Genomic DNA, 24,103 nt, shown 5'->3' on the forward strand with positions numbered 1-24,103 from the left:
AAAATTGCAACAATTGTCAATACAAAAAAGCAATATTATAATATTTATTTGCAAAATAGTGATAGAATTAATTTGTCTTAAAAATATAAAATGATATATAGTAGGGAGCATGTATAAAATTTAATACAATACGAAAGACAGGAGTGAGGTGATAGAAACTAAAGATAAAGTATAATTTTCAATTACCCAACTAAGACTATTAAATCCATAATTGAAAAGAGGGGGTTAAGATGCGAAGGGGTATAGCGTTATTTATTGCAATTATCTTTTTATGTACAGTGATGTATAGCTTAACTTTTCTAGTAATGGCAGAGAGTATTGTCACCACTCAAAAATACATTTGGAAAAATGTAAAAATTGAAGGTGGCGGCGGTTTTATTACGGGAATAGTTTTTAATCCTAAAGAAAAAAACTTAGTTTATGTAAGAACAGATATTGGCGGTGCTTACAGAAGTACAGATGGTGGCAATACGTGGACACAGCTCATGAACTGGGTAAGCTTTGATGAGTGGAATTTATTAGGCGTAGAAAGTATAGCAACAGATCCTGTTGATCCAAATCGACTCTACATTGCTGCTGGTACTTACACTAATAGTTGGACAAATATGAATGGGGTCCTTTTACGTTCAAAAGATAAAGGTAATACATTTGAACGTACTCCTTTACCATTCAAATTGGGCGGTAATATGCCTGGTCGAAATATGGGAGAGAGATTAGCTATTGATCCGAATAACAATAATATCTTATATTTAGGTACACGCGAAGGAAATGGACTATGGAAAAGTATAGATTATGGTGTAACGTGGAAAAAAGTAGAGAACTTCCCGAACCCAGGAACATATGTTGAAGACCCGAATTGTCCTTATGATTATTTGAATCATATTACAGGTGTAGTATGGGTTGTATTTGATCCAACGAGCGGTAAACCCGGAGAGGGAAGCAAAGTGATTTATGTAGGGGTAGCTGATAAAAATACAAGCATATACTATACAAAAGATGGTGGGCAAACATGGGAGGCACTACCAGGACAACCTACAGGTTTACTTCCACAACATGCAAAGTTAAGCTCAGATGGGATGCTGTATATAACATATAGCAATACTCAGGGCCCTTACAACGGTGACTATGGAGAAGTATGGAGATATAATACTAAAACTGGCGAATGGAAAAACATAAGTCCAATGCCAGCAAAAGATACTTATTTTGGATATGGAGGATTAGCTGTTGATGCTCAAAATCCAAAGGTGGTAATGGTAGCAGCTTTGAGTTCATGGTGGCCTGATACTTATATTTGGCGTAGTACAGATGGCGGTGAAACATGGAAGTGTATATGGGAATGGGCTGGATATCCTAACAGAACGCTTCACTATACTATGGATATTTCTGCAGCTCCATGGTTGAATTTTGGTATTACGAATCCAATTCCTCCTGAGACAAGTCCAAAGCTTGGTTGGATGGTTGCAACCCTTGAGATTGATCCATTTAACTCTGATAGAATGTTATATGGGACAGGTGCTACGTTATATGGGTGTGATGATTTAACTAAATGGGATAAAGGTGAAAAGATAACAATTAAAGTAAAAGGAATTGGAATAGAAGAAACATCAGTTGCAGCATTAGTGAGCCCACCAATCGGACCACATTTATTTAGTGCAATATACGATATTGCTGGGTTTAGACATGATGATTTGGAGAAAGCACCCAACTGGACATATACTCAACCCAATATGGGTTCGACTACTGATATAGATTACGCTGAATTGAATCCAAACTTTATGGTGCGTGTAGGGAATGTTGACAAAACATGGAATCCAAACACAAACAGAATTGGTTTTTCGTATGATGGTGGGAAATCATGGTTCCAAGGTAATCAAGAACCTCAAGGAATGACAGAAGGTGGGACAGTCGCTGCAGCTGCTGATGCTAGTGTAGTTGTGTGGGCACCAAAAGGAGCTCCTGTATCCTATTCCACAGACAATGGTAATACATGGTATCAATGTGCCAATGTACCTTCCGGAGCGATTGTATACTCTGATAGAGTTAATCCAAACAAGTTTTATGCTTTTAAAGATGGAAAATTCTACACTAGTAGTGACAAAGGAAAAACCTTTGTTCAATCACCAGCTTCTGGCTTGCCAACAAGCGGGAACTTTAAGGCTGTTCCTGGTCGTGAAGGTGATATATGGTTAGTCGGCAATAATGGAATGTGGCATTCGGTTGATGGTGGTTATACGTTTACAAAAATTGGAAATGTAGAAGAAGCAGCAAGTATTGGGTTTGGTAAACCTGCAGAGGGAAAAACATATCCGGCAATCTACACTTATGCAAAGATAAATGGAATCAGAGGAATATTTAGATCTGATGATGCAGGTGCAAGTTGGGTAAGAATAAATGATGATAATAATCAATTTGGTTGTGCTAATGCAGACATTACTGGAGACCTAAGAGTATATGGAAGAGTATTCGTTGCTACTAATGGTTTAGGAATAAAGTGGGGTGAAATTGCTGATAGTGCTACAATTCCAACATCAACGCCGGCACCAACAGTAACTGCTACACTGACTCCAACACCAACATCAACAGCAACACCAACACCGACGCCGAGCAGCACACCTGTAGCAGGTGGGCAGATAAAGGTATTGTATGCAAACAAGGAGACAAATAGCACAACTAATACGATAAGGCCATGGTTGAAGGTAGTGAACACTGGAAGCAGCAGCATAGATTTGAGCAGAGTAACGATAAGGTACTGGTACACGGTAGATGGGGACAAGGCACAGAGTGCGATATCAGACTGGGCCCAGATAGGAGCAAGCAATGTGACATTCAAGTTTGTGAAGCTGAGCAGTAGCGTAAGTGGAGCGGACTATTATTTAGAGATAGGATTTAAGAGTGGAGCTGGGCAGTTGCAGGCTGGTAAAGACACAGGGGAGATACAGATAAGGTTTAACAAGAGTGATTGGAGCAATTACAATCAGGGGAATGACTGGTCATGGATGCAGAGCATGACGAATTATGGAGAGAATACGAAGGTAACTGCGTATATAGATGGAGTATTGGTATGGGGACAGGAGCCGAGTGGAGCGACAGCGACACCGACCCCGACAGCGACACCTACACCTACACCATCACCAACTCCAACTCCAACACCGACAGTGACACCAACCCCAACCCCAACCCCGACACCAACAGTAACAGCAACACCAACACCGACGCCGAGCAGCACACCTGTAGCAGGTGGGCAGATAAAGGTATTGTATGCAAACAAGGAGACAAATAGCACAACTAATACGATAAGGCCATGGTTGAAGGTAGTGAACACTGGAAGCAGCAGCATAGATTTGAGCAGAGTAACGATAAGGTACTGGTACACGGTAGATGGGGACAAGGCACAGAGTGCGATATCAGACTGGGCCCAGATAGGAGCAAGCAATGTGACATTCAAGTTTGTGAAGCTGAGCAGTAGCGTAAGTGGAGCGGACTATTATTTAGAGATAGGATTTAAGAGTGGAGCTGGGCAGTTGCAGGCTGGTAAAGACACAGGGGAGATACAGATAAGGTTTAACAAGAGTGATTGGAGCAATTACAATCAGGGGAATGACTGGTCATGGATGCAGAGCATGACGAATTATGGAGAGAATACGAAGGTAACTGCGTATATAGATGGAGTATTGGTATGGGGACAGGAGCCGAGTGGAGCGACAGCGACACCGACCCCGACAGCGACACCTACACCTACACCATCACCAACTCCAACTCCAACACCGACAGTGACACCAACCCCAACCCCAACCCCGACACCAACAGTAACAGCAACACCAACACCGACGCCAAGCAGCACACCGGGTGTGCTTGGCGAATATGGGCAGAGGTTTATGTGGTTATGGAACAAGATACATGATCCTGCGAACGGGTATTTTAACCAGGATGGGATACCATATCATTCGGTAGAGACATTGATATGCGAAGCACCTGATTATGGTCATTTGACCACGAGTGAGGCATTTTCGTACTATGTATGGTTAGAGGCAGTGTATGGTAAGTTAACAGGTGACTGGAGCAAATTTAAGACAGCATGGGACACATTAGAGAAGTATATGATACCATCAGCGGAAGATCAGCCGATGAGGTCATATGATCCTAACAAGCCAGCGACATACGCAGGGGAGTGGGAGACACCGGACAAGTATCCATCGCCGTTGGAGTTTAATGTACCTGTTGGCAAAGACTCGTTGCATAATGAACTTGTGAGCACATATGGTAGCACATTAATGTATGGTATGCACTGGTTGATGGACGTAGACAACTGGTATGGATATGGCAAGAGAGGGGACGGAGTAAGTCGGGCATCATTTATCAACACGTTCCAGAGAGGGCCTGAGGAGTCTGTATGGGAGACGGTGCCGCATCCGAGCTGGGAGGAATTCAAGTGGGGCGGACCGAATGGATTTTTAGATTTGTTTATTAAGGATCAGAACTATTCGAAGCAGTGGAGATATACGGATGCACCAGATGCTGATGCGAGAGCTATTCAGGCTACTTATTGGGCGAAAGTATGGGCGAAGGAGCAAGGTAAGTTTAATGATATAAGCAGCTATGTAGCGAAGGCAGCGAAGATGGGAGACTATTTAAGGTATGCGATGTTTGACAAGTATTTCAAGCCATTAGGATGTCAGGATAAGAATGCGGCTGGAGGAACGGGGTATGACAGTGCACATTATCTGCTATCATGGTATTATGCATGGGGTGGAGCATTGGATGGAGCATGGTCATGGAAGATAGGGAGCAGCCATGTGCACTTTGGATATCAGAATCCGATGGCGGCATGGGCATTAGCGAATGATAGTGATATGAAGCCGAAGTCGCCGAATGGAGCGAGCGATTGGGCAAAGAGTTTGAAGAGGCAGATAGAATTTTACAGGTGGTTACAGTCAGCGGAGGGAGCGATAGCAGGAGGCGCGACAAATTCATGGAATGGCAGATATGAGAAGTATCCAGCAGGGACAGCAACATTTTATGGAATGGCATATGAACCGAATCCGGTATATCATGATCCTGGGAGCAACACATGGTTTGGATTCCAGGCATGGTCTATGCAGAGGGTAGCGGAGTATTACTATGTGACAGGAGATAAGGACGCAGGAGCACTGCTTGAGAAGTGGGTAAGCTGGGTTAAGAGTGTAGTGAAGTTGAATAGTGATGGTACGTTTGCGATACCGTCGACGCTTGATTGGAGCGGACAACCTGATACATGGAACGGGGCGTATACAGGGAATAGCAACTTACATGTTAAGGTAGTGGACTATGGTACTGACTTAGGAATAACAGCGTCATTGGCGAATGCGTTGTTGTACTATAGTGCAGGGACGAAGAAGTATGGGGTATTTGATGAGGGAGCGAAGAATTTAGCGAAGGAATTGCTGGACAGGATGTGGAAGTTGTACAGGGATGAGAAGGGATTGTCAGCGCCAGAGAAGAGAGCGGACTACAAGAGGTTCTTTGAGCAAGAGGTATATATACCTGCAGGATGGACAGGGAAGATGCCGAATGGAGATGTAATAAAGAGTGGAGTTAAGTTTATAGACATAAGGAGCAAGTATAAACAAGATCCTGATTGGCCGAAGTTAGAGGCGGCATACAAGTCAGGGCAGGCACCTGAGTTCAGATATCACAGGTTCTGGGCACAGTGCGACATAGCAATAGCTAATGCAACATATGAAATACTGTTTGGCAATCAATAGTAAGTAAAAATGGTTGGGTAGCACAACTATAAGATTGGTGTGCTACCCTTTTTTGTTTGAATACATAAATTTTAGTAAATAAAAATATATGGTAAAATTGCTTAGATAAAGTTGTATAATTTGAAATATGTTTTAAGCTACGAATTGACTATAACATACATATTAAAAAGTAATAACCAACATATAAAATTGCTGTAATATGGTAAAAACTATTTTTAAAGATGCTTAAAATTTTCCTGTCCAAAATAAAATTTTCTTGCTTTAACTGTGACAAGTTGTGTTATAAACTTTATTGTGAAATAGCTTTAGCAGATAAAATTAAAATTCATATAAAATCCAACAATTTTTAGTATTAGGGGTTAGGGGGTTTATGTAGGAAAATGGGAAGAATTATATGTTTTAAAAAAAGTGCAAATATGTTCTTAATCTTTTTAGTTATGGTTTTTCTTTTTCATTTTCTAATGTCAGTTTTCTTATTATATATGACTAAAGAACTTATTTTAAGAGACATAATTAATAATAAGTCACTTCAATTAGATAAACTTCGCGAAAAAATAGACAATGAACTAAAGAAAATGAATGAGATAGTTACACGTATTCTTACTGATGATGAATTAAAATGGGTAGGGAATCTAAGGGGGTTAAGAGAAAATTCTTTAGATTTATGGGAGTACTTTGAATATTATAAACACTTTAAAGACATAGGCATGATTAATGGAGAGTTAAAACCTATCATAGTACTTTTTTTACGCGAGGGAGAAATAGTATATTTTGCTTCCGAAGAATTTGGCTCTTTTTTTACATTTGGATTTGAAAATTTTTGTAATTACTTTTCACCTGACAGAATGAACTGCCGCGTTTGGCTCAATAAAATATTCAATAAAAACAACAGTAAATGCAAAAATAAGTTAATATCACAAGAATATTCAATTAGTGGGCAAAGAATATTGGCATTGCATGCAACATATTACTTTCCATTTGATAACATTGAAAGTCGATCGGCAATTCTTCTGGTAATTATTGATGTTGCTAAATTTTGTAAGCTACTAAAGGAAAACAAATTAAACAGCCAAGATTCAATAATTTTAATTTATGATAGGTGTGAGAAAAAAATATTAACTTCAAATAAAGCAAATATTAATAATACAATAAATTACATATTAGAAAAACTTAGTGAAAACAAGAAATATATTTCTAATCTGTATAATAAAGTAACAATACAAAATAAAAAGTATATATTTTTACGGTTGGCTTCAAATGTATATGATTGGGATTATGTTTATCTAGTACCATATAACAGCATAAAAAGTGAAATATACATTTCAAGAACTGTTTATACATTGTATCTAACGGAGTTTACACTTTTCATAATTATTATAAGTTTATATGCTATTTATATCAAATTATATAAAGTAAGGAAATATAAAATAACTAAGGGCTTAAAAAATGTAAACGAGGAGAATGAGAACAAAATACTTACTTTTAAGAGCATAAACAAGTTAAAGGAGAAAGACCGTAGGTTAATACACACTAAAATTACAAGTTACAGGATTCTTAATAAAATAACCAGTAAACAAGAATTATTAAACGATATGATAATAGAAAAACTTATTTATGGTTGGTCTTATAGCAAAGGGGCGATAGAAGAAAAAATCCAAAGTATAGGCTTAAAAATTGGAGGTAAAAAATTTTTAGTTGCCATAATCAAAATGCTATCTCTTACCAAACAAGTTAGAACAAGAGATATAATAAAAAATGAGTTAGAAAGTATTAGGGTTGACTCAAAAATTAACTTGGTATTTTATTATGTTTACCAACTTGCAGATAGTGATCTTGCTTTAATTTTAGCATTTGATGAAGATGAAGACGAAAAAGTAAGTCAAAATGTAAATCTATGGCTGAGATTGATAGGTGATAGATTAGTAATTAAGATATGTGACAAATATTTAATTGCAGTTGGTCGTATAGTTAATAACATTGACGAATGTAGAATTTCATTTTTAGATGCAAAAGAAATTATTGAAGCTAATAAATTAATCACAACAGAGAACGTTGAGAATGGCATACTGTGGTATTATAATGTTGTTAAGAAAGATAATAATATATGGTATCCAATAGAAATAGAAGAGAGATTAATGTTGCTAGTTAATCTTGGGAAAATATCTGAGATTGAAGAAATTCTACACCTATTATATTATAAAAACTTTGAAGAAAAAGATATATCACTGAGTTTAAAGTATGTGCTAATTAGTGAGTTAATTGGAACAATTATTAAAATTGCAAATATGACAAAAGTAAATATTGACAATCTATTTGACATTAAGAACTTTATTTTTATTGAAGAAAATGACTTTGACAGGTTATTTGAAGATATAAAGCAAGTATTTATTAATATAACAGAACAAATCAAGAGAAACAGGAAAGCTTCTAAGGAAAAATTAATAGAGGAGATATTAGAATTTATAAACAAAAACTTATTTAATCCAAACATGAGTATATCCCTTGTCGCTGAAAGATTTAATTTATCTGAATCTTATTTTTCTAATATTTTTAAAAATGCAGTAGGTATAAAGTTCAGTGATTATGTAGAAAAGTTAAGAATAGAAGAAGCATATAAATTGATAAAGCAAAAAAAGTGGAATTTAGACGATATTAGTAAAATGGTAGGATATACTAACATTAAAACCTTTAGAAGAGCTTTTAAAAGGGTAAAAGGTTGTTTACCCAGTGAAATTTTAAACATAAATGAACATGATATATAGAGAACCATATGTATTTAAACATACCTTAATAAAATCCTATCACATTAAAATTTTCTTTATTCAAAATAAACAAATTAGTAATATAAAATTGTTTAACCATATTATAAAACTAAAGAAGTGTCCCTTGAAAAAAAGAATTCAAATTAATTATTATTAATAATAACAGTGGAGTAGAAGAGTAAAAGAGAATATTTATACTCCATACTGTGGATTCAAAAGAATAAGAACACCAAGGGAGGGATGAATTTGTTAGCACATTTTTTGTAAGTAACAGTTAAAGAACTATTTTCAACAAATTTTTGATGCAGACCGTAAATAATTATAACAAAAAAGAGGAGGTTTGGGTGATGAGTAACAGGAAGATTTTAGCCATTGTAGTCAGTTTGATAATGGTTGTATCATTGTTTACAGGGATTGGGTTGCGTAATGAAGTTGCAAAGGCAGCGACACTTTTAACAGATGATTTTGAAGATGGCAACAGAGATGGATGGTCGACATCGAACGGTAGTTGGAGTGTAGTAGTGGATGGGAGCAAGGTTTTAAAGCAGGCTAGCACAGGTTCTGAGGCGAGAGCATATACTGGTTCATCTGATTGGAGTGATTATACAGTTGAAGCGAAAGTTAAAGTATTAAATGTGAAGGATTCGAGTTCAGGTGCGGGAGTGATAGTGAGATATAAAAACTCAGGTAACTTTTATGCGTTGGTGCTAAGGGGTTCAAAGATAGAAATAGGGAAGAAATTAAACAGTAACTGGAGTACATTGGCGTTCAAGTCATTTACGTTGAATAAGGATACCTGGTATAATGTGAAATTAGAAGTAAATGGGAGCAAGTTAGTTGGATATGTTAATGGGAGTCAAGTATTAAGTGCAAGTGATTTATCGATTGCGACAGGAAAAGCAGGTTTAATAGCTGACAGGTGTGTTGCTGAATTTGATGATGTTGTTGTAAATTCAAGTGTGAGCGGTACAGCACCTACTCCGACACCAACACCGACTTCATCAGTGACACCAACACCAACATCGACTCCAACGCCAACCAAAACACCTACTCCAACTTCCACACCAGTACCAACACAAACCCCAGCAGTAACACCGACGCCGACCCCAAATACGGGTGGTGTTTTAGTTATTACAGATACAATAATTGTAAAATCCGGTCAAACATATGATGGTAAAGGAATAAAAATAATAGCTCAAGGAATGGGTGACGGAAGTCAATCTGAAAATCAAAAGCCCATATTTAAACTTGAAAAAGGGGCAAATTTGAAAAATGTAATAATTGGAGCGCCAGGTTGTGACGGGATACATTGTTATGGTGATAATGTGGTTGAAAATGTTGTATGGGAAGATGTTGGAGAGGATGCGTTGACTGTAAAAGGTGAGGGGGTAGTGGAAGTTATTGGTGGTTCAGCAAAAGAAGCTGCTGACAAGGTGTTCCAACTTAATGCACCGTGTACATTCAAAGTAAAAAACTTCACAGCTACAAATATAGGAAAGCTTGTAAGACAAAATGGTGGTACTACTTTCAAAGTAGTTATTTATCTTGAAGATGTAACATTAAACAATGTAAAAAGCTGTGTTGCAAAATCTGATAGTCCAGTATCAGAACTGTGGTATCATAACTTGAATGTAAACAATTGTAAAACATTATTTGAATTTCCGTCCCAATCACAGATACATCAATACTAATCGTTCTTTTAAGATAAGGAATAATGACGTTTTAGTGAGTAAAGATAGAGAAAAAAGGAGGTAAGAGTGTGTGTGATGAATTTGATATTTATATGAAGTCCTCAAATTCATCACACGCCACTTTTTGGATGAGTTGGATGAGTCTTTTGTAGGTTATTATAATTGAAGATAAAGAGAAAGGTTTTGGAGGGGAGTTTCAATGTTAACTAATAAAAAGCTTAGGGAGTATGTATATTTTGTATCGATTATTTTTTTCATGACTATTATATTGTTAAATGGACAGATAAATGTGAGCAAAAGTAATTTAGCATTGGCGGCAACAGGAAGTCAAATTGAGAAGTTAAATAGAGGATTAATTGCAATAAAGGTAACCAACGGAGTATTTTTGAGTTGGAGAATGTTTGGTTCAGATCTAGCGAATATAGGGTTTAATATTTACAGAAATGGAGTTAAGATAACTAATACGCCGATTCAGAACAGCACAAACTATGTTGATACTGCTGGGACAGCTGCTTCGAAGTATTATGTAAAAGCAGTGATAAATGGTGTAGAGGTAGAGCAATCTGAAGAAGTAAGTGTGCTTAGTAGCAATTATATAGAAATAAGATTAAATAAACCAGCAAATTCTCCACTCGGTGCTTCATATTCGCCAAATGATGCAAGTGTCGGCGATTTAGATGGTGATGGGGAATATGAGATTGTTCTGAAATGGGATCCAAGTGATTCAAAGGATAACTCACAATCTGGATACACAAGCAATGTGTATTTAGACGCTTACAAATTAAATGGCAAGTTCTTATGGAGAATTGATTTGGGTAGGAATATAAGAGCAGGAGCACATTATACACAATTTATAGTATATGATTTAGATGGTGACGGAAAAGCTGAAGTTGCATGTAAAACAGCTGATGGAACAATAGATGGACAAGGGAATGTGATAGGTGATCCAAATGCTGATTGGAGGAATTCCTCTGGTTATATTTTATCAGGGCCTGAATATTTGACTATATTTGAAGGTGCGACAGGACGAGCAATAAAGACGGTTAATTATATTCCGCCACGTGGGAATGTTTCATCATGGGGTGATTCTTATGGAAACAGGGTTGACAGGTTTTTAGCAGCAGTAGCTTATTTGGATGGGAATAGACCTAGCCTAATTATGTGCCGAGGATATTACACAAAAACATATATAGTTGCTTGGAATTGGCGAAATGGTGAGTTAACGAAGTTATGGCAATTTGACACAGGAGAGATTAGAGATGGATATAGAGATGATTACGAAGGACAAGGAAATCACAATTTGAGTGTGGCTGATGTTGACAATGATGGTAAGGATGAGATAATATATGGTGCTATGGTAGTAGATGATAATGGAGCACCATTATATTCAACTAAATTAGGTCATGGTGATGCAATGCATGTGACAGATATTGATCCAGACAGGCCAGGATTAGAAGTTTGGCAGTGTCATGAAGGAAGTACAGGAGCGAGTTTAAGGGATGCACGAACTGGACAGATATTAGTGAGAGTTTTAACATCTGGAGATTGTGGACGTGCTTTGACGGCAGATATTAACCCGCGATATAGAGGATTAGAAATGTGGGCGGCAGGTGGGATAAGTGTTAGAGATTGTAGAGGTAATGTAATCAGTAATGCGACACCACCAATTAATTTTGCAATATGGTGGGATGGAGATTTAGGTAGAGAATTGTTGGATAATATATATATTTATAAATGGGATTATAACAATAATAGGAGTAATACTATATTTACAGCAAGTGGATGTTCATCAAACAATGGCACAAAAGCAACACCTTGCTTGTGTGCAGATATACTTGGGGATTGGCGAGAAGAGGTTATATTTAGGACTAGTGATAACAATGCAATCAGGATATATACAACCACCACATTGACAGATTATAAGATACCTACGCTTATGCATAACAGGCAATATAGGGTGTCTATAGCATGGCAGAACGTTGCATATAATCAACCACCTCACGTAAGTTTTTATTTAGGGTATGAGACTAATGTGAATAACATATATCAATATTTTGAAGGTTATGGGCAACAACCAATTGCTACACCGTCGCTAACCCCGATGAAAACACCAACGCCTACATCAACTCCATTGCCAACATCAACTGCAACATCTACGCCAATTCCAACAGCAACACCAACTCCAACCCCGACACCAAGACCAACGTCAACACCAACACCGACCCCAACTGCTACCCCAACACCGACGCCGAGCAGCACACCTGTAGCAGGTGGGCAGATAAAGGTATTGTATGCAAACAAGGAGACAAATAGCACAACTAATACGATAAGGCCATGGTTGAAGGTAGTGAACACTGGAAGCAGCAGCATAGATTTGAGCAGAGTAACGATAAGGTACTGGTACACGGTAGATGGAGAGAGGGCACAGAGTGCGATATCAGACTGGGCCCAGATAGGAGCAAGCAATGTGACATTCAAGTTTGTGAAGCTGAGCAGTAGCGTAAGTGGAGCGGACTATTATTTAGAGATAGGATTTAAGAGTGGAGCTGGGCAGTTGCAGGCTGGTAAAGACACAGGGGAGATACAGATAAGGTTTAACAAGAGTGATTGGAGCAATTACAATCAGGGGAATGACTGGTCATGGATGCAGAGCATGACGAATTATGGAGAGAATACGAAGGTAACTGCGTATATAGATGGAGTATTGGTATGGGGGCAAGCACCAAAATAATAGGTTTATAGAAAATTACTTAATGGCAAAAACTGATAATTGGAAATTAAAAAGACTGTAAGTAATTTTGTGTAAAGTATAAGGACCTCCTTCTTGGTAAGAATCAGAAAATAAACAAAAATATCCAAGGGGAGGTCTTTTTATGGAAAAAGGTTTTAACAAAGAACAATTGCTTGAGTTCATAAGGAAAAATAACATCCAGAGTGTAAATGACATTTATGAAAGCTTGAAGGACCTATTTTAAGATGTGCTGCAAAGTTTTTTAGAAGCAGAGATTGAAGACAAAATCATAGCCCTGTATTTCTGCAGGAATGACAACACGAGACATTCATGAGCAAATTAAAGATATTTATGGTATCGAAATATCTGCTGAAATGGTAAGCAAAATCACAGAAAAGATTATTCCTGAGATAAGAGAATGGCAAAATAGACCATTGGAAAAGATATATCCGTTTATTTTCATGGATGCGATTCATTACAAGATAAAAGATGAAGGTAAGATTGTAAACAAAACTGCTTACGTTGTTTTAGGAATTAACATTGAAGGATACAAGGATGTTTTAGGGATATGGATAGGAGAAAGTGAAAGTTCTAAATTCTAGCTTGGTTTTTAAACGACTTAAAGACAAGAGGTGTAGAAGAAGTATTACTGTTTTGTGTTGATGGATTAACAGGATTAAAAGAAGCAATAAAAGCAGTATTTCCAAAGAGTGATATTCAAAGATGCATTATTCACCACCACTTGAGAAATTCCTTTAAGTATGTTTCATACAAGCATATAAAAGAGTTTTTGAGGGATTTTAAGAATGTATATCAAGCAGTCAATGAAGAAGAGACGTTTGAAAATTTTTGTCAATTAAAAGAGAAATGGGGGAAACAGTATCCTTATGCGTTTAGGAGCTGGGAAAACAACTGGGAGCTACTAACATCGTTTTTTAAGTTTCCCCCAGAGATAAGAAAGATAATTTATACCACAAACATCATAGAAGGAATTCACAGACAGTTTAGGAAAGTGACAAAGACAAAATCAGTATTTCCAAACGATACAGCGTTAGAGAAAATGCTTTATCTTGCAAAAAAATGTTGTAAGAAAGTGGACACAGAGGTACAGAAATTAGGATGTAATATTAAATCAGCTTTTGATAATGTATCCTGAGCGTTTGAGAGAGTATATAAAGTAGATAGCAATCACCAGTTCGCATTTTAAACTGCTTCCATGGAAGCAGTTTAAAACAATAAATCAAAAACAGAGTATCATAACCCAGTATTAAATTTTGTCCATGATTTTAAAAATTTATGCATAAAGATTTTTAAAATGGTAATACTAAAAAATAGAAAGTAGAAAAGTTTTTATCCTGAATGATCTCTTACCAAGAAGGTTGGTCTAATTTAAATACACAAGATTATTTACAGACCCTATCTAAAATTGCATTTGCTATTGTCGCTCCACAAAATATCTCTCCCCATTCTGAGAATACAACATTAGTTGTTATTATTGTACTGCTCTTCTCATATCTGTTTGATATCAGCTGGAAAAATAAATTCGCTCAATCATTGTCTATTGGCAAATAACCTATCTTAATCTATTTAAGTTGTTGGATAAATAATTATGCCATTAATGTTATTATATAGAACTACAAATTATTCCACGTGTATTTAAAAGAAAATTTACAGTTTTCAATTTTTTGAATATAGACCTCTATCAAATAAGTAATCATTATTCCCCTCTACATGCCTCTTATATGTTCTAAAACCTCTTAACCTTACTTGTTCTAAATTGTATTCTCCTTTTAACTTCCCAAATAATCTTTCAATTTTTGTCCTTTGCTTATATAACCTTTGTCCTTCCTCACTTATTAAAAATTCCATATTTTTTACCCTCAAAATATTTTTTACATTACTAAAATCCTTACTATTTCTCTTATTTACCGCCGCTACAAACTTTATCTCAAGTCTATCTGCCACCTCAAACCACTTCGCACAATCATAACCTGCATCTGCTAATATCACATCAAGCCAAATATCTTAGATCAATATAAAAGTTCTACTACTTTACTGTCAGGGATATTTGCACGTGTCAACCACCATCTTGTTTTTGACTTTGTAAACAAACAAGCTATTATATGGCTTAGCTTAAATTTCTTCGATCTTCCTTTTCTGCTACTTTTTATCTTAAATCCCAAGACTTTTATTGCTTTTTCGTTTGTCATAAAGACTTTTAAAAATTTTTGTTTTTTTGTTTTAATAAAATTAGACGTTGCCATCCTCCTTGGTTAGGTGTTTTTTGTTTTCTCTTACTATAATTTTACTTCAAGGAGGATGGCTTTTTATATATCTATTCATTGCCTTTTTTTTGTTAATTAATTTTATTCAACAAGCTAATCTATTATTAAAACTTAATATTTTGAAAAATGTTTAAGCCTTTATTCTATGTGGAATAGAGTATTTACTTCCCTTGTAGTAAATCAAAGAGTCCTTTTGGACTTTAACTGACTTGTAGGAATTTAGATAACTGTCTATTAACCTTTTGTATGGCAAGGGTTGTAAATACTCTTTTTCTATCCTCTTCTGTTTCAAATTCACCCTGATATGGCAGTATCCAATCTATAAACTTGTTTACTGCTTCAACTTTTCCTTTTGTGTACGAATATCTTGTTTTGCACAGTTTCACTTTAAACCCAAAGTCTTTTGCAAAATTTTTAAATATTGAATTTACTTTAATTTTCTCACCTATTATATCAACAACTGCTGCTGCATTGTCAAATAAAATCTCTTTCGGTACTCCTATATCCTTGAATATTTTTATTAGAGTTTTTATTAATTCTTCTTGAGTTTTTGTCCTGTTTATCTCAGAGAAGCAATATCTTGAATAACCTAATTTAAAATCAAGAACATTAATGATAAGCTCCTCTCCATTTCTTGAGACAAGCTTTATATTCTCTTTCCAATCAACTTGCGCTTGCTCACCTGGATCTGTCTCAATTCTTGGGTGACCTTTTATTTTCTTCTCTGGCTTTAATCCTTTTTTCTTAACATACTTATTGAAGTTTGAGTATGTTCCTATTGTCTCATCTTTTGATTTTAAATACTCATAAACACCTTTGACTGTAACTCCTTTGATGGAAAGCTTTAGTTTTATCTCGTCATAGTATTTATCCAATTTACTTGGTTTATTTCTGCTCTTAGGTTTTCCTTCATAACCCTCATAATATTTTTTAACTGTTCTTTTATCCATCCCATATATTCTTGCAAGTTCTGAAAAGTTAGGTTTCATTTTCATCGCCCTTATCATGTTTAAATGTGCTGTTAAGTTCTGCATTTGATATCCCTCCTCACTATGAGAAAGGATATCATATCAATGTACAATTTTGTACATCATTATATTTCTACTTTCAATAGAATTTTAATTTATCATTGAAAATAATATCTTGTATTCTACTTTACAAAGAAATGTTGCATTTTTAAAATACTTCTGCTCAAACAATAGAGTTGATCTAACTTATCAAAAACTTTTTAAATGAAGTTATTTCAGTCTTGAAACTGCACTCCTCATCAATTAATTTACTCCATTTTTCTGACATTTCAAAATAATACTTTGCTTGATCTTTTTGATAAATTTTTAGATAAGTTTTTGCTAAGAGAAAATAGCACTTTGCAACTTCTAAGGCAGAACCACTTGCTTCACTAAGTTTTACTGCATTTTTGAAGCATTCTATTGCTTCACTGTACTTTTCAGCAACAGAAAGTATCTCCCCTTTCTTTCTTATGCATTCAATTTGCCTAAATATGTTTTTTTCTGCAAACTTTAATGAAATATCAATTTCTTTCTCTGCATCCCAAAAATTGTTTATCAACAAAAAAAACTCTGCCTTAGTTAGATGATATTCATAAGATATATCTATGTCCTTTAAATTTTCAATAAAACTTGTTGCTTTATTAAGAAATTCGTCAGCAGCTTGCCAATTTTTCATAAGGATCAAAATTTTTGCAAGATTTATTAAACTCAAAGCTTTTTCGGCAGTAAACATTTTTGTTTCGCTGATATTTAGAGATGCTAAAAACAATTCATAGCTATGTATTAATAAACCTTTTTCAATGTAGATTTCGCCTATATTAAGTAAGCAAACACATTCTTCATAAGAAAAATTCCATTTTTTAGCATTTTCATAAGCTTGGTTTAGATATTCGTATGCTTTTCCAAAAAATCCCTTCTTTGCATGAATTACGCCTAAATTTATCAAAATATGAATTTGTGTATGTCTATCGGAAATTTTTTTGCTTTCTTCTAAGGCTGATGTTAAATTTTGTATTGCGCTATTAATTTGACCAGTTTGAAAATAAAGAATACCAAGATTACTGGTAAGTTTGACACGTAAAGCAATATTATTAGTTTTAATTGCGGCAGATTTAGCTTTTTGTAAGTAATTTATTGCCTTATTAATATCTCCATAGTTTCTATAAAATGTATATGCAACTAAATTATAGATTTTCACAAGGTTCTCAATCTCATTATCTTGTATTATTATAGTTTCTACTTCTTTCAAAATTTGGTCAATATCTGAAGCCCCAGTATAACTTTGAAATAGACTCTTAAGGTAGGCTAATTTTGAATATAAGGTACTATTCCTATCAATATTTTTTTCAAGCCCTATTAATATTTCCTTCGCATTAGTAAAGTCAGCAGTAAGGATGAGACATTCACATATTTCACATTTTATAAATAGACTTTTTTCGGCATCTAATATACTGTCTAAGATATTTAAGTACTTAAGAGCTTCAACATAGTTACCCATTTGTTTTTCTAAACTTGATAATTCTTCAAGTGCTCTTGTATATAGATTGTTTTTTTGCTGATTGTAATTTTCTAACATTTCAATTGCAATTTTAAAGTATTTTACTGCGTACTTGTACAAAAGCTGCTTTTTATAATAATTTGCAAGCAATATACAATATTTGGAAGAATTTATTATATCGTTCGATTCACGGTAATGATAAATCAAAAGCTCATAATAATAACTAATATTTTCTCTCAATAATTTTTCAATAGATTTGGCAATTTTAAGATGAAAATTTATTTTAGTACTTTTTGGTATTGACCTAAGGACTGTTTCAAAAATAATATTATTTACAAATTCAAAGATTTTGTCTGCTGTTGAAGATTGATAAGTTATGTCAACAAATTTGATAAAATTACTTTTTGTAAGGGTTAAGATGATATCATTTTCAGATTTTGAAGGTTTTAGAACATTTAATACTATACGCAAATTAAATCTTTGTCCAAAAACAGCTGCTATTTTCAAAAATTGTATTAATTCCTTATCGAGTTGAGAAAGTCTGTGTTCAACAATTTTACGAAATATTTCTGAAACATTTATATTAGTGTTTTGAAGAAACAGCTTATTGTTCTGAATGCACAACTGATGATTCAAATAAAGCCATCTACAAACCTCTTGAAGGTAAGAAATTTTTCCTTCTGATATGTCCACCATTAGCTGAGTAAATTTTTCATCAACAGTATTAACATTAAAGAAAGATTTCAGAAACTCCTCTGTTTCCTGAAGTGATAATTTCTGCACATAGATGGTTTTTCCGACATTAAGGTGGATACTTTCATTTTCTGAAGTTATTATAAAGATTACTTTATCACAATACAAATTTGTCTTTAAATATTCCAGGATTTGAATTGATTCAATGTCAGCATAATGGATATCATCTATTAAAAAAATAGAAAAATTTGAGCTCAAAAAAGCATCAAAAAATAGAAGTACATTTTGCCGAATTTCAAATTCCAAATCTTCTTGGGTCATGGATGAAACAATATTTCTAAAATCATCCTCGATATCTAATTGCAGAATGATAGAAAGAAAATTGAAACAAGTTTCTTTTTTTTCTAAGTCATCTTTAAATAAAAAGTCAAGAAAAGAGATTAATCGATGTTGCTTTATGGTTTGCACATCGTCTACACTTACATTTAATACTTTACATATTATTTGCGAAATTAACAAGTAAGGACGCGAATAATTATTAAAACTGCATCTAATGTAATACGTTTTTATATTGTTTGCAACTAAATGATTTGTTAATTTTTCTAAAATAGAAGTTTTTCCAACACCATTTGGCCCCAATAAAAGAATGCTATTTGTATCTTTTGATGCGATGATATTAAATAGTTTTGATAAATAGCTATCTTGGATACGAGAAATTACATCAAATGTTGTAGCTTCATTAATAATTTCTAAAGGTATATAACACCTTATGGGATTGCTTTTATTTTTAACATAAATTTCTTTTGCCTCTGAATATAGGAATAAATCAAAAGTCTCCCTATAAATACTCTCTGATACATAAATAGTATTCTCAGGCGCTACTGCTTGTAATCTTTGAGCAACATTAACGACGTCACCAATAACAGTATAATCCTTTTCATAATATCCTCCGACTTTGCCAATTGCAACTATACCATAATTTATGCCGATACTCATTGATATTTTTAAATTTTTTTGTACTGAAAACTCGTTACAGAGCTTCAACATTTCAAGAGCACACAACACAGCACGCTTTGGGTCATCCAAGTGAGAATTTTTTGCACCGAATAGTATCATAACACAATCTCCAATGAATTTATCTATGGTACCTTCATAGTAGTAAACAGGCTTTAAAATATATTCAAAAAATTCATTGATTATATTATTAACCTCATCAGGGCTTATTTTTTCGGAAAGCTTAGTAAACCCTGATATATCTGCAAATAGCACGGCTACTTTTTTAAGTTCGTCAGCAGATTGTTGATTAGCTTCACCTTGTCTTACAAATTCCCCACAATTAGGGCAGAAATTAATGTAGGTAGGTAATAATGAATTGCAAGATGGACACACACCCTTAAATTTCATTCCGCAGAAAATACATTTTTCAGCATTAGGAGATTGAATTTTATTGCCACAGTTAAAACAAATCATAGTTTTTCACAACCTAAAAATTTTTTTTAAAAAGCTATTGAAAATTTAAAAATTTATGCGATAATATAATTAGAGAAATACATAAAAATTATACACAAAGAATGCTAATTTGAACAGAGCTTTTAAAAATAAGTGAAGCATATGTCGATAAAGGCAAACCTGTCGAAAGGCAGGGGCGCAAAGCCATGGGTCTGTCGGAAAAGGGTTTTTACCTTTTCCTATGATTGCCAGGCTGCCGAAACATATGTCCAAGGGTAAAGGGAGTAAAAAAGAGTATTTCCCTTTGGTAGAGAGGCACCTGGCAGTAAAGGCAGGTGCCTTTTGATATATTAAAATGAGCAAGATTTTGCTTGCTCAACTTAAAGGAGGTGTAAAAAGTTATGAAGCATCATGTTTTAAAGAAATGGTCAATTGCTATACTTTTGGTAATTATTTTATCATTAGGTTTGAGTAGCATTGCTTTTGCACAAGATGAAACTCCTATTCAATTTAGTGGTAGTTTTACTGTAACAAATGAAGGAGGAAAATTCCAGGTAGGCTTTGTAGAAATTGATTTTAAGAAAGACTCGCTACCTGATGGAATAGATGCAATTACCTTTTATGCACAGATATATGCTGAAAATGGAATTGTGTACATTGAATTTTCACCAGATGCTAAGTTCAAAAAAGATGTGCACCTAAGATGTGAAGGATATAAAGGGTACATCTATGATAGGTCTGCGGGGAAGAATATTTATGTCAAACTTAAAAAACAACAGCTAAAAACAGATCATTTTTCAAGGTTTGTATGGTCATTCTAAGATAATCCCTCTATCCTCATAACCCCTCGAACTCCTTTATATATTTTGAACGACCCTCATAATTAATATGAGGGTCGACTTTTTTTCTTTTCTTTCTTGACCTTATACATATTCTCATCAGCTATTTTAATCAAGTCTTCGGAGTTCAAATTGGAAGTTGGGGAATATTCAGCAAATCCATAGCTTATTTGAATCTTATAGGGCTTTTGGACTTTTGCGTTAAACTCGTCGATTTTATTTTGGATTCTTGTGAGAACAATATTAGCTTCTCTTATTGTTGCTTTATAAAGTATCAACACAAACTCATCTCCGCCATATCTGAATGCTATATCATAACTTCTGATACTTTCTTTTAGAATTTGAGCAAAGCTTTTTAAAAGTTCATCGCCTATTTGGTGGCCAAATGTATCGTTTACTTGTTTTAATCCATCGACATCAATAAAGCAAACAACAAAGTGTGTTTCATTCATTTTGGAGAGTTGTATCTGCTTTTCTAAATAAATCATTCCTTCATTTCGCGTAAACAGACCTGTCAGGTCGTCCAAAGATGCATATTTTTTAAACTCTTCTTGTTCTATTAAAATATCTTCACTCAAGTTTGCAATCACTTGTTTCATAGAATTAAATAAACTGATTAGAGCATAACGAGTGTTTGCAATATTTTTTTCTATCCTTTGGTAAAGATGAATTCGTTCAATTAATAAAGACGCTTGAGATGCAAGTGACAAAATAATTTCTTCATCTTCTTTTGTAAAGTCAACAATATTTTGGTAGATGTTGTCTTCTGTTAGCTTAATGGAGTTGTCTTTCTTTTTGTTTATTATCTGCAAAACACCAATCACATTGCCTTGATAATCAATCATGGGTATTGCCATAAGATTTAGGGTTTTATAATGTAAAGCTTGGTCGAAAAGTTTAAACTGCTGCAGGTGAGAATTTTGGATATTTTGAATGTTGTTAATTGTAACAGGAATGCCATTTTGGGCAACGTATCCGACAATGCTTTGATTATCTATAGGTATTTTATAACCAATGTAATTGAAATCAACTGAGTAGTTTTTGGAAAGTGTGATGACTAAATATTTTTGTCCTTCAAATTCTTTTACGATATAGAGGGTACCACCATCACTATTTGTGATGTCAATGCTTTCATTTAAGATCATTTCTAAAATGGTATCGACGTTTTTCTCTCGTGAAATTGTAATTCCAATTTTATTGAGTTTTCTGATTAGTCTTTTTAAATCTTGGGGATTATTATATTCGATCATTTTTTTCATCCCTCTCAGGTACAATTTCTTGAGGTATATTAAATCCTAAATTTTTAGCTAAATTTATATCAAACCTTTCATCAATATGTATACAATAAACCTGTTTTCTTTTTGAAGGTGGTATTTGTTCCGAAAGTTCCTTTATGGAAAGATGGGGATGATGGTTATGATTTGCTGAACAAGTGTCTTGGAATAAAAAATCTATTTCGCCTTCCAAAAATTTAGTTAGAATATAAAGAGGGATTGATTTTGAGTCCCCACTGTAATAAAATGTTACATTATTCAAGTAAATTAGATATCCAAAACAAGGCAATTCATTTACATGAACTTGTTCTAAGGATATTACCGTAAGTTTACTGAGATAGTTAACAAAGTCCTGAGGGGTTTTCAAAGTGTATATCTCATTTCTGATACCCATATAGTCAAGTAAATTTGATATTATTTCAGGTTGAGGAAAGATGAGAGTTATTTTCTTACTTAGTTGATAATAACAATACAATATTAATTGACCTAAACTTGCAATGTGGTCAGGGTGTGTATGAGTTATTAAAACATTTAAATGTAGATATTTTTCAAGTAGTTTCAAATTCAAAAGGGAATTTAATATACCTCCACCACAGTCAATTAAAAAAAGATTATCTTCCAAATCGAAGTAAGCAGAGGTATTGTTATAATTAGGATTAAAAGCACTTCCAATTCCCAGAAATTTCAAAGGGTTTTCCTTTGACATTTTTATTTCTTCACCACCATTTATTAATTAACAGCTTAAAAGCAATTTAAAGCTCTGCTCCAGTACTTTTTAAACCTTCACATATTTCCTCAAGAGTTTTTTCTTCTGAAGGCTTTATTTCATAGAAACTCCATTTGGTTTTGAATGAAAAGTTATAGTTTTGTGAATTTGCCTTTTCAATCATTTTTCTTTCTATCCTTTTGGCAATCATTTTAGCTTTTATCAAATCGACGTTATAAAGTAGAAGGACATACTCATTTTCTTTTACCATTACAGGAATATCATATATTCTTATTTCTGACGAAAGTACTTCATAGAATATATTTGATAATTTATTATCTGAAGTTTCGATTAATAAATAACATACAGTTATAATTGTCTCAGTAACTTTTGAGAGTTCAATTTGTTTTTTACAAAGTTCAAGTCCTTCTTTAAACTCAAGAACTTTTTTTCTTTTCTCATCTTGAAGATACTCTATGAACTTTTGCTGACCTGTCAGCATTATATCATTTAAAGTTAAAATTGATTTTTTTACCGAGTCGAAAATATTACTTAACATTTTTTGAGTATTTATTATCAGTTGTTCATTTTTTTGATAAAGCAAAATTCTGTCTAAAATGATTCCTAAAAGTGCCGAGATTGCTAATATTATTCTTGCATCGTTCTCAGTATAGTCAATAGTAAATATATGAGCATTATTTTCTTCAAGTTTTAATTGAGGTTTTGCCTTCTTATTAACAACTTGCAAAACTCCTGTAACACTGTTTGTGTAATCAAAAATTGGTACTATTATAGTGTTAATTGTAATATAATGCAAACTCCTGTCAAAAAATTTGAATTGCCTATATTCATGATTTTCAGGTAAAGATAAAGTGTTATTTATGACCACAGGTTTGCGATTAGAAGCAACATATCCTGCTAAACTAATAGAGTTTATAGGCAGTGAGTATCCCAAGTAAAACTCAAAATTGACTGATTGATTTTTTGTAGCTTTAATTACAAGTTTTTCCTCGTTTTCTATCATTTCTTTAAAATAAATTGTGGCACCATCACTTGTCGTAAGTTCTAAACATATATCAATGGTTTGACGGAGAATATCCTCTATATTTTTTTCAGTTGAAACATATAATATATAAGAGCTCAATTTCTCAAGAATATTTCGTAATTTCGAAATTTGGTCATAAAATTCTATCATAATGTCAAAGTCACCACTTTTAAGAAAATCGCTATATAAAATTATCGCAAAATTTAGATGGTAAATCAATATAGGCGTTTGCAAAATGGGTGGTGATTGAAGGTAAGAGTGCCAATACTAACATGGAATACAATCAAGATACAAAAAGAAAAGCAAAATGATAACCAAATATTATCTATACCAAAAAATAATCAGCGACAAACATATGACAAAAATTAACAATTTCAAA

9 protein-coding genes, 4 pseudogenes and 1 riboswitch are annotated in these 24,103 nt (G+C 34.0%); of the genes and pseudogenes, 6 read left to right on the plus strand and 7 right to left on the minus strand.

Annotation, left to right across the window (positions count from 1 at the left end):
* The first annotated feature begins 230 nt into the window (after positions 1-230).
* The 5 genes and pseudogenes from CALKRO_RS04315 to CALKRO_RS04335 all read left to right on the plus strand — a co-directional run bounded on the left by CALKRO_RS04315 (position 231) and on the right by CALKRO_RS04335 (position 14,106).
* The gene (locus tag CALKRO_RS04315) at positions 231-5,741 is read left to right on the plus strand and encodes a glycoside hydrolase family 48 protein (protein WP_013429878.1); all 5,511 of its coding nucleotides are present in this window, start codon (positions 231-233) and stop codon (positions 5,739-5,741) included.
* A gap of 380 nt (positions 5,742-6,121) precedes the next feature.
* Positions 6,122-8,503 (plus strand): helix-turn-helix domain-containing protein, encoded by a 2,382-nt coding sequence (locus CALKRO_RS04320; protein ID WP_013429879.1) that lies wholly within the window; start codon positions 6,122-6,124, stop codon positions 8,501-8,503.
* Between the two features lie 347 nt (positions 8,504-8,850).
* Entirely contained in the window at positions 8,851-10,194 is a 1,344-nt protein-coding gene (locus CALKRO_RS04325; RefSeq protein WP_013429880.1) for a pectate lyase, read from the plus strand.
* A 199-nt stretch (positions 10,195-10,393) separates the two neighbouring features.
* Positions 10,394-12,925: a rhamnogalacturonan lyase family protein gene (locus CALKRO_RS04330; RefSeq protein WP_013429881.1), complete on the plus strand. Its 2,532-nt coding sequence runs from the start codon at positions 10,394-10,396 to the stop codon at positions 12,923-12,925.
* Between the two features lie 142 nt (positions 12,926-13,067).
* A pseudogene (locus CALKRO_RS04335) lies at positions 13,068-14,106 on the plus strand (IS256 family transposase).
* A gap of 231 nt (positions 14,107-14,337) precedes the next feature.
* Here the strand turns inward: CALKRO_RS04335 and CALKRO_RS13290 are convergent.
* The 4 genes and pseudogenes from CALKRO_RS13290 to CALKRO_RS04350 form a co-directional block, all read right to left on the minus strand.
* A pseudogene (locus CALKRO_RS13290) lies at positions 14,338-14,505 on the minus strand (ATP-binding protein); the annotation flags it as partial.
* Between the two features lie 54 nt (positions 14,506-14,559).
* Positions 14,560-15,189 (minus strand): annotated as a pseudogene (locus CALKRO_RS04340) (transposase).
* A gap of 169 nt (positions 15,190-15,358) precedes the next feature.
* Positions 15,359-16,244 (minus strand): annotated as a pseudogene (gene istA, locus CALKRO_RS04345) (IS21 family transposase); the annotation flags it as partial.
* Positions 16,245-16,419: 175 nt separating this feature from the next.
* Entirely contained in the window at positions 16,420-19,881 is a 3,462-nt protein-coding gene (locus CALKRO_RS04350; protein ID WP_013429883.1) for an adenylate/guanylate cyclase domain-containing protein, read from the minus strand.
* A gap of 142 nt (positions 19,882-20,023) precedes the next feature.
* Positions 20,024-20,121: riboswitch (cyclic di-GMP riboswitch) on the plus strand.
* 140 nt (positions 20,122-20,261) lie between these two features.
* On the opposite strand from CALKRO_RS04350, the gene CALKRO_RS04355 reads away from it, so the two are divergent.
* Positions 20,262-20,681, plus strand: coding sequence for a hypothetical protein (locus tag CALKRO_RS04355; protein WP_013429884.1), 420 nt, complete (start codon positions 20,262-20,264; stop codon positions 20,679-20,681).
* A 62-nt stretch (positions 20,682-20,743) separates the two neighbouring features.
* Here the strand turns inward: CALKRO_RS04355 and CALKRO_RS04360 are convergent, their stop codons facing one another.
* From CALKRO_RS04360 to CALKRO_RS04370, 3 genes are read right to left on the minus strand one after another with little or no spacing between them, the layout of a single operon-like run.
* Positions 20,744-21,949, minus strand: a complete 1,206-nt coding sequence (locus CALKRO_RS04360; RefSeq protein WP_013429885.1) for a sensor domain-containing diguanylate cyclase — start codon at positions 21,947-21,949, stop codon at positions 20,744-20,746.
* Positions 21,936-22,679 (minus strand): MBL fold metallo-hydrolase, encoded by a 744-nt coding sequence (locus CALKRO_RS04365; protein WP_013429886.1) that lies wholly within the window; start codon positions 22,677-22,679, stop codon positions 21,936-21,938. Before CALKRO_RS04365 ends, CALKRO_RS04360 begins: the two co-directional genes overlap by 14 nt.
* A gap of 46 nt (positions 22,680-22,725) precedes the next feature.
* Positions 22,726-23,874: a GAF domain-containing protein gene (locus CALKRO_RS04370; RefSeq protein ID WP_013429887.1), complete on the minus strand. Its 1,149-nt coding sequence runs from the start codon at positions 23,872-23,874 to the stop codon at positions 22,726-22,728.
* Between the last annotated feature and the right edge of the window lie 229 nt (positions 23,875-24,103).

Origin of the sequence: Caldicellulosiruptor kronotskyensis 2002 (assembly GCF_000166775.1) — a bacterium.
Lineage (GTDB): Bacteria > Bacillota > Thermoanaerobacteria > Caldicellulosiruptorales > Caldicellulosiruptoraceae > Caldicellulosiruptor > Caldicellulosiruptor kronotskyensis.